Genomic DNA, 14,117 nt, shown 5'->3' on the forward strand with positions numbered 1-14,117 from the left:
GACTGGCACCTGATCGGACAGCAGCACGTTGGTGTTGTGCTGCGTGCACTGGGTGGTGTCGCTCTGGATCGCGTCGAGCGCCAGCAGCGGCGACTCGTATTTCGAGAGCGGATAGAGCCTTTTCACGCGGCGCTGGGCGTCGGCGGGGAAGGTCGCCGCGCCATAGGTCGCGATCTTGGCGTCATAGTCGGCCTCGGTGAACGGCGTCCGGCCGGGCCGGAAGTATTGCGTGATCCCAAGGCCGAACGTCGCCTCGTCGATCGTTGCGCCGCTCATCACCGGCATCTTGTTGAAGACGCCCGAGGCCAGCGTGTCGACGAAGCGGCGCTGGATGATGGTTCCGTCCTCGATAAGCCCTGAGATGTAGGGCCCGTTGGCGCTCTGCGTGCCGGCGAGCTTGAAGACCGCCTCGGCGGGCAGGTTCCGGAGGCACTTCGCCGTCGCTTCGTCGACGCCGGAGCCGCAACCGGCCGCCACCGCCATATTCTTGGCGTTGGTCTCGGCGGTGGCGAGCGGCGTCGTCGAGCCCACGCCGCTTTGCAGGATGGCGCGGTGAAACAGGCCCGCCGAGAGCGGCGAGGTCATGTTCGCCATCGTGTCGGAGGAGCCGGCCGACTGGCCGCCGAGCGTGACGTTCTTCCGGTCGCCGCCGAACGCTCCGATGTTGGCCTGAACCCATCGCAGCACGGCCTGCTGGTCCATGATGCCGTAATTGCCGAAAAGCTCGCCCTCGGCCTGGATCGCGGGATGGGCGAGGAACCCCATCAGGTTCAGGCGGTAGTTCAGCGTGACCACAATGGTCTTGCCGTCGCGGGCCATCTTCGAGCCGTCATAGGCGTCGCTCGCCCCGTCGACATTGCCGCCGCCGTGGATCCACACGATGACCGGAAGCTTCGTGCCGCCGAGCGCGGTGAGTGGCGCGTAAACGTTGAGATAGAGACAATCCTCGTTGGTGTTCTGCGGCCCGGCGAACGGGCCGAGCGTCGTCACCTGCAGGCATTGCGGGCCGAAAGAGACGGCGTCGAGCGTCGTCTTCCAGGCGTCGGCCTCCACCGGAGGCTTCCAGCGCAGCTTGCCGACCGGCGGCTTGGCGTAGGGGATGCCGTAGAAGCGCGCGACGTCCTCCTGTACGAAGCCGCGAACGTCGCCCTTGTCGGTCTTCACAAGCGGCCCCGCGGCGCCGGCCGCGACGACGCTCGCAAGCAGCATCGCGCCGGCGGCGGTGGCGCGCCCGACGGCCGCGCGTGTCCACGTTCCAATCCTTCCAGTCATCTCAGCCTCCCTAAAGCTGCTTTGGCGCGGCGGTGACGCCGGGCCGGCCGGCGGCCTTATCGGGGCCGCTTCGGTCGGCCGATTGAGCGAGGTTTGGGCGCAGGCGTCTCGGCGGCGGGCGAACGCCGACTGGGCGTTCAGCGCATTCTCAGGCGGCTCGCGCGGTGCGCCCGACGCTGATTGAAGGTCGCTCAGCGCCGAGACCGCGCGCGAGACATGGCGTGATCTCGGCCTGCGCCGTTCGGCGCACCGATAGGAGCATCACATGAGACATCAAAGGAGCGTCGCGACGCTTGTCGTCGGGTCTTTGGCCTTCGCGATCGCCGGCGTCGGCGCAGGCGTCGCGGCGGACCGTCCGGACCTGACCGCCCCTCTTGTGCTGAAGGACCAAGGGAGTTTCTTCGTCGGCGGCTTCGAAACCCGCACCAACGCGACCACGGGCAATCCCGCCGGCCAGATCGGCTATTCAAACACGGACGTCATCAAGACCGGTCAGATGTACGTGCAGTTCCAGGCGCCGAAGGGCGAGGCGAGCCGCGCGCCGATCGTGCTGCTGCACGGCTGCTGCCTCAGCGCGAAGACCTGGAGGACACGCCGGACGGCCGTATGGGCTGGGCGGAATATTTTGTCCGGCGCGGCCACGCGGTCTATCTGCCCGACCAGTCGTCGCGGGCCCGGTCCGGCTTCGACGCGACCACGATCAACCAGGTGCGGCTCGGCAAGAAGCCGCCCGAGAAGCTGCCGGCCATCTTCACCTTCGGGCGCGAAGCCGCCTGGGACCTGTTCCGCTTCGGCCCTCAATATCCCGAGCCCTTCGCGGACCAGCAATTCCCGATCGAGGCGCTCGGCGAGTTCGGCAATCAGGTCATTCCCGATCTCAACGCGACGCTGCCCACTCCGAACCCGACCTACGCCAACCTCGCCGATCTTGCGCGGTCGGCCGGCGGCGCTGTGCTTGTCGGCCATTCGGAGTCCGGCTTCTTTCCCGAGCAGGCGGCGCTCGCGGATAGCTCTAACGTGCTCGGCGTCGTGTCGATCGAGGGGCAGTGCCCGCCGCCGACCGACGCGCAACTCGCGAGCCTCGCCAAGATCCCGACGCTGATCGTGTTCGGCGACCATCTTGGGGACTCGAAGATCTCCGGGCCGCTCTGGACCAAGGCGCTGGCGGACTGCAAGGCCTTCGTGCGGCGCCTGAAGGCGGCGGGTGGGACCGCGCTTCTCGCCGAGCTGCCGAAGTTCGGCTTCAAGGGCAACACCCACATGCTCATGCAGGACCGCAACAATCTCGAGGTCGCCGATTGGATGCTCGACTGGATCCGCGACAACGCCCTGCGGCGCACGGCAAAGCGCGCCGTCGGCAAGAACCGCTCCGGAGACTGAGCCGCGGGCCGCAGAGCCTCCGACGCGGCGCTCATTCGCCGCGTCGGAGGCCGCGGCTTGTTTTCCCGTAATCTTTCAACTTCTGGATGTCTTGTCAGCCCGCACCGACATAGTAACATCTCAGCAATAAGAAGAAATACATGCGCTAAACTGGATATGTCTTTTAATAACGCATCTGTTTAGCGTGATCCAGCGCTCGAATATAGCGAAAGGAGAAATGAACAAATTCGTTCGTTGCGTGCGTGTCGTATAAACAAAATAAAGCGTCGCGCCTTTCTGCACGTCTCCTATTTGACGGCGGCCGCGCCGACGTGGGGAGACATGCCATGGACAGCATCGAAACGAAGCGGCCCCAGACGCCTCGACTCCAGGTTTGGGACAGCAAGTATGCTTCGGCGAAGCGCGCCTTTGCGGTTTATCGGGAGGGCGTCTGCTCCTCTTACATGCCCTGGACGCCCGAACCCGTCGAAGACGAGACGCCGTTCGAGGGGCGCATCGAGAGCATCGGCTTGGGCGAATGCGCGGTCGGCGTCAGCGCCACCACGGGGCTTCGCGCGATCAAGAGCAAGGCGAACATTGCCGCGTCGCCGACCGAGTCGCTCTACGGGAACTACATCCTGTCGGGCGAGATGAGCCTCGAGCAGGCCGATCGGCGCAACGTCGCGGGGGTCGGGGACCTCATTCTCTACCATAGCCACAAGCCGATCCACCTGACGGAAAAGGCCGGCGCGCTGAACCGCAGCGTCGGGTTCTGCATCCCGATGTCGCGTTTCGCGGACGTGCCGGGCATGTCCGGGCGCTCGCTCAACACCGTCGTGCCGGGCGACAGGCTGATCGAGCCGCTGTCGTCGTGTCTCCGGATGCTCGCGAGCAATCTGCGCTCGTCGTCGCCCGACGAACTCGCCTCGGTGTTCGAGGCCTGCGTCGCGCTGCTGCCGCTGTCGCTCGGATGCTTTTCGGCCGAGCCTCTGCCTCATCGCGGCGCCCGCGGGCCGACCGGGGCGATGCTCGGCGTGATCGACGACCTCTTGGCGGAGCCCGACCTCTCGCCGAGCGGCGTGGCGGCCGAGCTCGGCGTGTCGACCCGTCAGATCCACAAGCAGTTCGCCCGGCTCGGAACAAGCTTCGGCCGTTACGTGATGGTCGAGCGACTGGAGCGGGTCCGCGCCGAACTGACGTCGGCCTGCGGCCGGCGCGCGTCGATCTCGGAGCTCGCCTTCCGCTGGGGGTTCAACGACCTGTCGACGTTCAACCGAGCGTTCCGCCGACACTTCGGCGCCCAGCCCCGCGCCATACGGGGGGATCGGGCCTTTTTCGGCTGAAGGCTCGGTCTATCGCCCGGATCGCTTCCAAGCCGCAGGATCTTACGACGCGCAGCCGATCAGGGCCGCGCGTCGCTCGCTTGGTTCGGCGGTCTAAGCCGTCAGCCCCGGCGATCCTTGGCCACGTGCTGCTTGATCCAGTCGATGATCACGTCGGCCACCTCGAGATTGTTGGTGTCCTGCATGAACATGTGGCTGTTGCCCTTGATGCCGATCGCCGGCAGCGAGATGAAGGTCATGTCGCCGCCGGCGCCGTTGATCTGGTCGCGCATGGTCACGCAGGCCGGGGTCGGCTGCGGAACCGTGTAGTTGTCGCCGACCATGATCAGAATCGGGATCTTTTTCAGGATCTTGATGTGATCAGCCGTCAGGTTGGTGAAGCAGCCGGTTTCGAGCTGGATGATGCCCTTCACTGTCTTCGCCGCGCCCCGAAGCGCGGCGCGGGTCGGGAAGCTCGACGACTGCGAGTGGCCGACCAGAATGGCGCCGTCAAGCTGGTTCGAAAGCCGCGCCAGATTGTCCGGGCTGTTATAAGGCGCGTCCGGCTCAATCGGCGTGCAGGTGCCGCCGTTGCAGTCGGGAGAGGCGGCGTCGCTCAGCGTCGCGTTCAGGTCCGGGATGACCTGCTTGTAGAAGCTGTAGCCCGCGTTCTCGCCGACGCCGACGGTCTGCATCGGGAAGCGCTGGCCGGGATAGGGCGTCTTCGTTTCGTAGTCGCCCCAGCGGAAGACGTTCCAGGCGAAGCGATCCGTCGCGACGAGGATGTTGGGGTTGTCGGTGTTGGGCGCGTCGCCGGCGTTGACCCGCGCGAAACGCGTCGGATCGAAGCCCGATCGGCCGCGGCCGACCTGTTCGGCCATGAAGGTCTTGAAGCCCTTTCGGGTGAAGTACTCGTACCAGCCCATCCGCCCGTCGGGCGTCGTCTCCCATGTCTTGGAGGTCAGGCAGCAGCCGTGCATGAAGACGATCGGGAACTGCTTGTTGGTCTTCTCCGGCAGCTGGAACTGCACGTACATCTGGTCCGTCATGATCTTTCCGGCGTAATCCGGAGAGGTCAGGTATTCGGTCTTTATCTTTTCGACGTCGCCGCCGACGAAGAAGCTGCCTTGCCCCTGAAGGGTCAGCGGCGGCGACGCCTTCACATCGGACCACCCTTGCGCCAGCGCTGACTCCGCGCCTCCAGCCGCGCCGATCGCGAATGCGACGGCCCAGGCCGCGCAAGTCGAAGTCCTTTTCAAAGTCGAAGTCATTGCGTCCTCCCTGAACGAGAGGTCGAGCGTAATGAGACCTTACGCGGCATCTCAGCGCTGAGCGCATGAAATCCGGCGTTCAGCGCATCGTTTGGGCGCCCGTGGCCGAAGGAGGCGCGAACGGCCAAATGCAGAGTGGCGGCTGCGCCTGCGGCCGCCACTCCCTTTGATGTCAGACGCCTCGACACAGGCGTCGGAAGGTCAGTCGCGCTTGGCCTTGCACGAGGCCTTCACCATCGGATTCGGAATGTTCTCGTCGGCCCATTCGAGGAAGAAGTCGAACTCCCGAAGCGCGGTAGAGCCGAGCATGCCCATGTGAGTATGGCCCTTGAGCTTGCCGTTGAAGCGCGGGTCTTCGATGTTAAGCGCAAGCGCCGGCCCGACCTTGCGGGACCGGCTGGCGTTCATCGCCGCGACGGCCGCGTAGTTGATCTGGCGCGTCGCGAGAGGGCGATAATCGCCGTTCACCAGCAGGAACGGGATCGTGTCGAAGTCCCGGCCGGTCAGGCCCGCGGCCTCGAGATTGGTGCCGGCTCCCTCGGGGATGATGATGCCCTTGATGAGATGGAGTTGGCCGCGCTCGCGCAGGATGCGGACCATGTGGAACACCGACGAGGTCGACTGCGAGTGCGGCGAGACGATCGCGCCGCCGAGCCCCTCGACGAGATCGGCGAGCGCGTTCGGAAGCCAGGTGTCGATCGCGTTGAGAGTCTGCGGGTTGCAGGTTGGACAGAAGGATCCCGGTAGCGTCACTTCGCCGTTCGGAACCAACTGCTTGTAGTATTCGAGGCCAAGATAGAGGTTGTTCTTCGGGTTCGGCGCCGGACCGATCGCGCCCTCCCGCGCGACGACGTCAGCGTCGACGGAGTTCTTCACCGGAGGGATCGGGAAGGCCGGAAGATAGCGTCCGTGCTTCTCGGACGGCTGGTTGAAATCCTCCGGACCGTCGGGGTCGCCGGGATCGCCGTGACGGATCATCGTGCCGGTGGTGATGTCCGATCCGCTCGGAAGCAGATGGCCGAACCACGTCGTCCACGCGCCGTTGTCGGTGATGCGGCCGAAGCTCGACGGAATCAGGCTCCAGTCGTTCTTGCCCTTCGCTTCTAGGATTACGGACTGGTCGAAACCGGACCGGCCGCGTCCGGGCTGGTCCACGATGAACGTCGCGAGGTTGTTGCGCACGGCGTAGGAGTACCAGCCCTCCTTGCCGTCCGGCGTCGCGTCGAGCGCCGCCCCCGTATGCGTCGACCCGTGGATCATGACGATCGGCCACTTCCGGCGCTCGGCCGGGATCTGGAACTGCACGTAGGACTGGCCGATCGTGATCTGCTGTGGTGGCCCTCCGTCCGAGGACGTCGCGTAGTTCGTGACTTTCGGGACGCCGCCAACGAAGAAGGCGCCCTGGTCGCAGACCTCCAGAGGTCCTGACGTGTAGCGCTTCTCTAGCGGGTTTTCCCACGCCCCGGCCGCCGACGTCGAACCGCAGATAATTGCGCGGCAAGCAAAAAGACGCCGTCATGGGTATGACGGCGTCTGACGGAGTCCTGATCTTCCGGCATTTGCTCCTCCCTGATATTTTGCTGAAGACGCGAGCCGAGCCCGGCGGCGTCTCTCCACCTGACGGCGGCTTCCAGCGTCGAGACAATGAGAGCTGCGGGAAGCCGCCGGCCATTGTCCGCCGATGGCTTTCTCCGAGTCTCGGCGTGTGGCGAACTGGAAGCGGCGTTCGCTGCACGACCGCTAGGCAAAGGGCGCGATCGGGCCTGGCCTCGTTTCGGCCAAGAGGCTCGTTCAGGTCAGAGCCCATGTTTTAGCCACCGGCCGCCGAGAGTCGGCGCTCGATGACGTCGCCGCTAACATCCGCGCGACGTCGCTCGTCGGCGACGTGTAGGTCTCGGACGAGTTCGAGCGCGTTATGGCGAAATCGTCCAGCTTCAGGCAGGCTTGGCGTTGTCTTGGAAAACGCGGCGTCCTCATCCGCGAGCCGCTAGCGCGATTACCGCGAGCGTCGACAAAATGTTGGCCGCCAGACTTAAGGGCGTGATAACCGGCATATCGGCTTCGCGTCCGCTGTAAGTCGTTCGGGAAGCAGCGACGGCTTAAGCGGGCGGCGTCTGCTTCCGGCTCGGATGTTAGAGATAGTACTCTGGGAACGTCGAGCTCAATCGATCCATGGTCCGCACAAGCCGCTTTGCCTCAACTTGGGCAGCTACGTCGGCTGCTAGGTTTAGTCGAAGAAGTGCGCCGCCGAGCTCACCCTACCGTTTCCGGATCCACTGCAAACAAGTCCAGTCAAGTTAGTCGGGAAGCAGCCCGGCGGCGCGATAGCCGTCGATAAGGGCATCGTAGATCGAGACGTCCGAACGACTGCGCGCGACGAGCTGGGCCCCGGCGATAGCGGCATAGATCGAACGAGCCCTCGCTTCGCTTTCCCCGGCAGGGGCAAGCCCCGCGGCGGACACGTGCCGCGTCAGCCACGCCACGTTGACGTCGGCGAATGCGAGCACCTCCGTTTTCACGACGTCGGGCAGGTCGTCGAACTCGGCTGCCATGAAGCTGCACAGGCAGATCCGGTTGCCGTTCTTGAGCGCCACGGAACGTTGCGGGGTAGCGGCGCAATGCCTCGGCCGGGTTAGCGGCCTCGTCCGAAATCGCCTCGAGGACGGCTGCGGCGTCTTCCCAATAGCGCCTGGCCACGGCCGCACCGAGCTCGGCCTTGCTCGGAAAGTGGTGATAGATGCTCGCAGCCTTGATCCCCACCTCGGCCGCGAGGTCGCGGAAGTTCATGCCGAGATAGCCGTGCGCCTGTGCGCTCAGCGTCGCCACCGCGAGGATCGCTTCTCGGGAATTCGTGGTCACGGCTGTCTGCCCCAATGAACCTAACGATCGTTAGATAGGGCTTGACGGAACGAAAATCACCATCCAATTGATGCCTAACGAACGTTAGGTAGAGGCTAGGCTATGACCGATGACATCCTTTTCTCCGACGCGACACGGCTCGCCGAACTCATCCGCACCCGCGAAGTTTCGCCGGTCGAGATCGTCCGCGCTCATCTCGACCGCATCGAAGCGGTGGACGGACATGTCAACGCGATCGTCACGGTCGCGGACGGTGCGCACGAGGCCGCGAAAGTCGCCGAGGCCTCGGTGCTCGCCGGCGAAGCGCTTGGCCCACTCCACGGCGTGCCCTTCACCGTAAAGGATTCCATCGACACGGCCGGCGTGCCGACTCAGAGGGGCTCACCGATCTTCAGGGGCCGCACGCCGGAGACGGATGCGACCAGCGTCGCGCGCCTGAAGAACGCCGGCGGCATTCTGCTCGCAAAGACCAACCTTCCTGAATTCTCCTACTGGATCGAGAGCGACAATCTGCTTTCCGGCCGCACCAACAACCCGTGGGATCCCGAACGCACGCCGGGCGGGTCGAGCGGCGGCGAGTCCGCGGCGATCGCCGCAGGCATGTCGCCGCTTGGGCTCGGCACGGACCTCGCGATTTCGGTGCGCGGGCCAGCCGCCCAGACAGGTATCGCCTCGCTGAAGGCGACGCATGGGCTCGTGCCGATGACGGGGATCTGGCCCCGCGCGCCGCGGCGCTTCTGGCATGTCGGCCCGATGGCCCGCAGCGTTCGCGATCTTTCGCTCGCCATCTCGCAACTGGCCGGCCCCGACGGCCTCGACGCGTTCGCCAGCAGCGCGGCAGTCGGCGCCGGGCTTGCGCGCTCGTCCGACCGGCCGCTCCGCGTGGGGTGGATGGTCGGGCCTGGCCTCGGGCCGGTCGACCCGGAAGTTGCGGCGACTGTCGAGGCGGCGGCGGGACGCGCTCAAGGGCCTCGGCGTTCTCGTAGAGCCTGTGAGCATCCCGGCGCTGGAGCGGGACTTCGCGCTCGACGTCTTCAACCGCCTCCACGTCATGGAGATGAAGCCGGCCTTCAGGGCGGCGACGGCCGGACGTCGCGAGGACGAGCTCTACAAGATGGCCAGGACCATGCTCTCGCTGCCCGATACGGCGATGGACGACTACATCGAGGGGGAGCAGGCGGCGGAGCGGTTGCGCGACGGCTACGCGGCCTATTTCAGGGACTACGACGCGCTGATCACGCAGGTGCTGCCGATCCCGGCGCACCGGCATGGCGTCGAGCAGCTCGTCATCGACGGCCGTACGGTGGATGCGACTTACCTCCAGGCCGCGACCGTGCCGCTCAACGTCACCGGCTTGCCAGGCCTGTCGATGCGGTTCGGCACGAGCACGGACGGCATGCCGATCAACGTCCAGATCATCGGCGGTTGGCGCACTGAGCCCACCATCCTTCATCTCGCGTCGCTGCTCGAAGAGGTCAGCCCCGTTCGAGGCCTACGGCCCAATCTCTTGGGGTGAAGGCTGACCTTCGACGAGGCGCCCTCGTGGAAATCCTCTCTACGAGGGCGCCGCGGCCGCTGAGTGTTTAGAGTCTGCTCCGTGCTCGGGGCCGTCCTGGAAAGCCTCTCGGCACAGATCGACGAAGCCTCGCACTTTCGGGTCCATGTACCGCGTCGAGGCGAAGACGGCGTGGACCGGCATCGGCGCGTTCGCCCATCCGGGCAGGACGTGAGCCAGGGTTCCGTCGGCGACATGCGGCGCGGCCATGAAGCGAGGAAGCTGGGTCACTCCAAGTCCCGACACGGCGAGGTTTTTCAGCGCGATCATGTTGTCGAGCGCGCATCGCGGCGTCTGCGAGACCTTCTCCGTGACGTGCCACTGGCCAGCGTCCAGACGGCGCGGCCGCTTGCCGTCTTCATGATCAGGTCATGGCGCTTCAGGTCGTCGACTGCGTGCAGCGGCGCAGCGCTCTTCAGATAGCTGGGCGACGCATAGAGGCCGTAGGTGATGTCGCCGAGCTTGCGCGCCGAGAGCTCGGAATCCTGCAGCGCTCCGATCCGGATGGCCACGTCGATCCCCTCGTGGATGATGTCGACGGCGCGGATCGAGTAGACCGTCTCGACGGTGACCTTCGGCCATGTGCGCAGATAGGTGGCGATCCAGCCGTCGACCCGGGTCGTTCCGAACTCGGGCGTCGCAGTGATCTTCAGGCGCCCCTTCGGCTCCCGGGACTGCTGCGCAACTGTTGCTTCGGCGGCCTCCGCGGCGGCTAGGATCGAGGAGACGCGCTCGAAATAGTCCCGGCCGACTTCGGTCACGCTGAGCCGCCGGGTCGACCTGTTCAGAAGCCTCGCGCCGAGCTTTTCCTCGATGCGCTGGACGATCCGGCTGACCCGCGCCTTGTCGGTTTCCAGGCGTTCGGCGGCCGCGGTGAACGACTCCTCCGTCACCACCGCGACGAAAGCCTGCATCTCGGAAAAGCTGATTGTTGTCTTCATGGACAACATTTTTCCATCTGCCACGCGATCGGGCAATCAAGCGCCGGACGCCGCGCACAGCGTCCGGCGCGTTCGGGATCACTGCTTCACGGTTTCGGGGCTCGCCTGCTCGAGGAACAGATCGATGTGGACCTGCGGCATGCCTTCGAGCGTCCCACCGATCGGCGACGGGCGCACGGCCTCTCGGATCAGCGTCCGAGCCTGATCGGGAGAAAACGGGTTCGCCCCGCTGCTGATAGATCCGCTTGGCCTCGGCGCCCGTTACGCCCTCTGGGACGACCGGCGCGTAGCGCCAGAAGTAGATCGCCGTGTTGGGTTCGATGCGCCAGCTTTCGGCGAGCGAGCCGGCGTCGACGACGTCATAGCCGATGGCCTCGACGAACTCGGTCACAGCCTGCTTGGCCACGGCGTCGTCGCCCGCGATCGGCAGGGTCGTCCGGTCGGCGTCGCTCTTGGGCCGGGCGTTGCTCTCCATGTGGATCCAGCTGAGGTTGTGCAGCCCCTTCACGAGCCGGGCGCCGCGAAGGTGGCGCTGCACAAGCTCGCTCGAGGTCAATTCCCCGCTGTCGAGATCGGCGCGGCGGAAATCGCCCATGCCCGGATAGTAGTTCGTCTGGTCGAGCACGAGCTTCCCGGCGAAGCCGTCGGACGGCAGCGCCTCGAAGGCGGCGAGTGGAACCGAGACCGTGACGATGTCCCCGGCCGCGATCGCCTCTTCAACGGAGCCCGCGCGGGCAAGCGGGCCGAGCTCCGCGACGAGGCCCGTCAGCGTTTCGGCGCCGCGCGAGTTGCTCACACGACCTTGTATCCCGCCCTGACGGCGAGCCGCGCGACGGCCTTTCCACGAGGCCCGAGCCGATGATTCCGATTGTGCTGTCACCTGATGATCCCTCCATAAGCTGGCCGCGGCGCGCCGCCGACTTTTCCGGCGGGCGCGTCCGGACCCAGAGCTATGGATCGCCTTGAAAGGCTGACAGTGACGACAGGGGCAATGGACCGTTGCCCCTGCACGCAACAGTCAGCGCGGTCCAGCCGTCAGGCCGGGACCGCGATCATCGACGTGAAGGTTCTCTTCGCATGGTCGACGAAGGCCCGGACCTTCGGCGTGGGATAGCGGGTCGACGAGAACACGGCGTGGACTGGGGCCGGCGGCTTCGACCAGCCCGGAAGCACCTCTTGGATGCGGCCTTCGGTCAGGAGCTGCGCGGCCTGGAAGCGCGGCAGCAGCCCGATGCCGACGCCGGCGGCCACGGCGTCACGGGCGGCGAGGTTGTTGTTGACCAGGAGGCGCGGAACGAGGCGAACGATCTCTCTGTCGGCGCCGCGGCTCAGTTTGAGCTCGGCGCTTCGTCCGGCAGCCGCAAACACCACAGTCTCGTGGGCGCCGAGGTCTCGCGGCACTTTCGGCGCGTTGCGAGCCTTAAGGTAGTCAGGGCTTGCGAACAGGGCGTAGTCGGCCTCCCCGAGCTTGGCTGCGGTGAGATCGCCGTCGCCCAGGGTGCCGACCCGGATCGCGAGATCGTAGCCCTCGCTGACGATGTCGACCATGCGGTTGGTGAAATCGGCCTCGACCCGCACCTTAGGATGAGCGGCAAGATAGCCGGCGATCCAGCGGCTGACGACGCAAAGTCCGAACTCTTCGCCGCAGGTCAGGCGCAGCACGCCTTGCGGCTCGCCCTTGGCGCTCTCTGCAAGCCGATCGGTATCCTCCAGGGCGGCGAGAATCGCGACAGCGCGCTCGAACACCTCTTGGCCGAGCTCTGTCACGGTGACGGATCGTGTGGTCCGATGCAGGAGCTGCGCGTCGAGTCGCGCTTCGAGCCGGATCACCAGGCGGCTGAGATGGGACTTGCGAGTCGCCAACGCTTCGGCCGCCCGCGTGAAGGAGCCGGACCGGACGACGGCCACAAAAGCCCTGAGCTGAGCGGGATCGATTGTCGCGTCCATGAGCGACAAGGTGGTGCTGGCCAGCCGGTTTATCCACTAAACGCGACATCATAGCTCTCCGCCACGCCAATCGAACTGGCGCGGAGACCCATATGAAAATCGGCATTCTCAACACGGGGAACATCGGGGCCCGGCTCGCGCGGGCATGGGCGGCGGCGGGACATGAGCTCGTCCTCGCCAAGGACGGCGAGGATCGAAAGCTCGAACCTCTCCTGGCGGAGCTTGGCGACAAGGCTCGCCTCGGCACGATCCGCGAGGCCGCAGAGTTTGGCGAGGTCGTCCTGTTCTCGGTTTACTGGCCGCGGGTGGAGACGATCGTCGCCACAGTCGCTGACGCGCTCGACGCAAAGATCGTCATCGAGACCATGAACCCGCTCGGCGTCACGGCTGACTTCAAGCACTTCCACGACGTCGAGTTCATGCGTGACAGTTCGACGGCAGAGGGTTTGCAGAAGCGTCTGCCGAAGGCGCGCGTCGTGAAGGCCTTCAGCACGCTGGCGGCTCCCGTGCTCGAGGCGTCGGTCTGGGAGACGGCCCCGACTCGGCCGGGCGTGCCTTACGTGACCGACGACGCGGACGCCGGGCGGATCACGCGCAAGCTCATCGAGGACGCCGGCTTCAGGCCGCTCGCCGCGGGACCGCTGAAGGGCGCCCGGCAGATCGAGCAGCTCGGCCTCTTCCTCCACCACGTCGCCGACCACGAATATGGCGGCGACCCCGACCTCATCCGTCTCGCCCTGACCGTGATCGAGGCGAGCCCCGGCCCGGTCATGCGCGAGCGTGTCGTTTGAGAAAGGATCAGCAGATGTCCAAGTCACTGAACGGGAAGACCGCTCTCGTCACCGGCGGTTCGCGTGGCATCGGCCGCGCGATCGCGGAACGTCTCGCCAGCGACGGCGCGACCGTCGCGCTGACCTACAACGCCAGCAAGGGCGGCGCGGATGAGGCTGTCGCCGCCATCGAGGCGGCCGGCGGAACCGCTTTCGCGCTCCAGGCCGATCTCGCCGACGCGGCGAGCATTCCGACGTTGTTCGATCGGCTCGACCGTCAGCTTATGGCGCGCAATGGCAACGGCGCTCTCGACATCCTGGTCAACAACGCCGGCAATTCCGGGTGGGGCGGCCTCAGCGACGCCACGCCGGAAGGTTGGGACGCGATGATCGCTGTTCACGCCCGCGCGCCGTTCTTCATGGCGCAGGCGGCGTTGGGCCGTCTCCGCGACGGCGGCCGCATCATCAACATCTCATCGGCGCTCGCCACCCGGCCGCAGCCCATGGTCCCGATCTACTCGATGGCGAAGGCCGCCATCAACAACCTGACCCATGCGCTCGCAATGGAGCTCGGGCCGCGCGGGGTCACCGTGAACGTGGTGGCGCCGGGCTGGATCCGGACGGACATGAACGCGGCAGTCCGCGAGAACGCCGAGATGGTGAAGGCGATCGAGGCAGACACCGCGCTCGGCCGGTTCGGCGAGACGTCCGATGTCGCCTCCGTCGTGGCCTTCCTCGCTTCCGACGAGGGGCGCTGGGTCACGGGTCAGGTCGTCGAAGCGAGCGGCGGCTACAGGCTCTAAGACTGCTCAGGCAGGCGA

9 protein-coding genes and 4 pseudogenes are annotated in these 14,117 nt (G+C 66.0%); 5 read left to right on the forward strand and 8 right to left on the reverse strand.

Annotated features, from left to right (window positions below; translation table 11 throughout):
• Window positions 1-27 precede the first annotated feature (27 nt).
• A pseudogene (locus K6K41_RS05860) lies at window positions 28-1,272 on the reverse strand (carboxylesterase/lipase family protein); the annotation flags it as partial.
• Between the two features lie 606 nt (window positions 1,273-1,878).
• On the opposite strand from K6K41_RS05860, the gene K6K41_RS05865 reads away from it, so the two are divergent.
• Window positions 1,879-2,652: an alpha/beta hydrolase family protein gene (locus tag K6K41_RS05865; protein ID WP_261404283.1), complete on the forward strand. Its 774-nt coding sequence runs from the start codon at window positions 1,879-1,881 to the stop codon at window positions 2,650-2,652.
• A gap of 326 nt (window positions 2,653-2,978) precedes the next feature.
• Window positions 2,979-3,974: a helix-turn-helix domain-containing protein gene (locus tag K6K41_RS05870; RefSeq protein WP_261404284.1), complete on the forward strand. Its 996-nt coding sequence runs from the start codon at window positions 2,979-2,981 to the stop codon at window positions 3,972-3,974.
• Window positions 3,975-4,075: 101 nt separating this feature from the next.
• Here K6K41_RS05870 and K6K41_RS05875 read toward each other — a convergent pair whose 3' ends face one another.
• The 3 genes and pseudogenes from K6K41_RS05875 to K6K41_RS05885 all read right to left on the reverse strand — a co-directional run bounded on the left by K6K41_RS05875 (window position 4,076) and on the right by K6K41_RS05885 (window position 8,083).
• Window positions 4,076-5,116, reverse strand: coding sequence for an alpha/beta hydrolase family protein (locus tag K6K41_RS05875; protein WP_261404285.1), 1,041 nt, complete (start codon window positions 5,114-5,116; stop codon window positions 4,076-4,078).
• A gap of 309 nt (window positions 5,117-5,425) precedes the next feature.
• Window positions 5,426-6,529 (reverse strand): alpha/beta hydrolase family protein, encoded by a 1,104-nt coding sequence (locus K6K41_RS05880; protein ID WP_261404286.1) that lies wholly within the window; start codon window positions 6,527-6,529, stop codon window positions 5,426-5,428.
• Between the two features lie 992 nt (window positions 6,530-7,521).
• Window positions 7,522-8,083: pseudogene (locus tag K6K41_RS05885) on the reverse strand (TetR/AcrR family transcriptional regulator).
• A gap of 102 nt (window positions 8,084-8,185) precedes the next feature.
• Between K6K41_RS05885 and K6K41_RS29300 the strand changes: the two are divergent.
• Window positions 8,186-9,599 (forward strand): annotated as a pseudogene (locus K6K41_RS29300) (amidase).
• A gap of 39 nt (window positions 9,600-9,638) precedes the next feature.
• Here K6K41_RS29300 and K6K41_RS05905 read toward each other — a convergent pair.
• From K6K41_RS05905 to K6K41_RS05920, 4 genes and pseudogenes are all read right to left on the reverse strand, one after another.
• The gene (locus tag K6K41_RS05905; RefSeq protein ID WP_428978571.1) at window positions 9,639-9,908 is read right to left on the reverse strand and encodes a LysR substrate-binding domain-containing protein; all 270 of its coding nucleotides are present in this window, start codon (window positions 9,906-9,908) and stop codon (window positions 9,639-9,641) included.
• Window positions 9,905-10,579, reverse strand: coding sequence for a LysR family transcriptional regulator (locus K6K41_RS05910; RefSeq protein ID WP_261404289.1), 675 nt, complete (start codon window positions 10,577-10,579; stop codon window positions 9,905-9,907). The genes K6K41_RS05905 and K6K41_RS05910 overlap by 4 nt, the downstream gene beginning before the upstream one ends.
• 664 nt (window positions 10,580-11,243) lie before the next feature.
• Window positions 11,244-11,459 (reverse strand): annotated as a pseudogene (locus tag K6K41_RS29305) (NAD(P)-binding domain-containing protein); the annotation flags it as partial.
• A gap of 155 nt (window positions 11,460-11,614) precedes the next feature.
• Window positions 11,615-12,526: a LysR family transcriptional regulator gene (locus K6K41_RS05920; protein WP_261404290.1), complete on the reverse strand. Its 912-nt coding sequence runs from the start codon at window positions 12,524-12,526 to the stop codon at window positions 11,615-11,617.
• Window positions 12,527-12,618: 92 nt separating this feature from the next.
• Here K6K41_RS05920 and K6K41_RS05925 point away from each other — a divergent pair, with 92 nt between their 5' ends.
• Window positions 12,619-13,317, forward strand: a complete 699-nt coding sequence (locus K6K41_RS05925) for an NADPH-dependent F420 reductase (protein ID WP_261404291.1) — start codon at window positions 12,619-12,621, stop codon at window positions 13,315-13,317.
• A 14-nt stretch (window positions 13,318-13,331) separates the two neighbouring features.
• Window positions 13,332-14,099 (forward strand): SDR family NAD(P)-dependent oxidoreductase, encoded by a 768-nt coding sequence (locus K6K41_RS05930; protein ID WP_261404292.1) that lies wholly within the window; start codon window positions 13,332-13,334, stop codon window positions 14,097-14,099.
• Window positions 14,100-14,117: the final 18 nt, after the last annotated feature.

Source organism: Chenggangzhangella methanolivorans (genome assembly GCF_019797865.1).
Classification (GTDB): domain Bacteria; phylum Pseudomonadota; class Alphaproteobacteria; order Rhizobiales; family Methylopilaceae; genus Methylopila; species Methylopila methanolivorans.

Bases quoted from the DNA above. Each gene is read 5' to 3' on its own strand.
- K6K41_RS05865 (WP_261404283.1), top strand. From the start codon at position 1,879: ATGGGCTGGGCGGAATATTTTGTCCGGCGCGGCCACGCGGTCTATCTG.
- K6K41_RS05870 (WP_261404284.1), top strand. From the start codon at position 2,979: ATGGACAGCATCGAAACGAAGCGGCCCCAGACGCCTCGACTCCAGGTT.
- K6K41_RS05905 (WP_428978571.1), bottom strand. From the start codon at position 9,908: ATGATCGCGCTGAAAAACCTCGCCGTGTCGGGACTTGGAGTGACCCAG.
- K6K41_RS05910 (WP_261404289.1), bottom strand. From the start codon at position 10,579: ATGAAGACAACAATCAGCTTTTCCGAGATGCAGGCTTTCGTCGCGGTG.
- K6K41_RS05920 (WP_261404290.1), bottom strand. From the start codon at position 12,526: ATGGACGCGACAATCGATCCCGCTCAGCTCAGGGCTTTTGTGGCCGTC.
- K6K41_RS05925 (WP_261404291.1), top strand. From the start codon at position 12,619: ATGAAAATCGGCATTCTCAACACGGGGAACATCGGGGCCCGGCTCGCG.
- K6K41_RS05930 (WP_261404292.1), top strand. From the start codon at position 13,332: ATGTCCAAGTCACTGAACGGGAAGACCGCTCTCGTCACCGGCGGTTCG.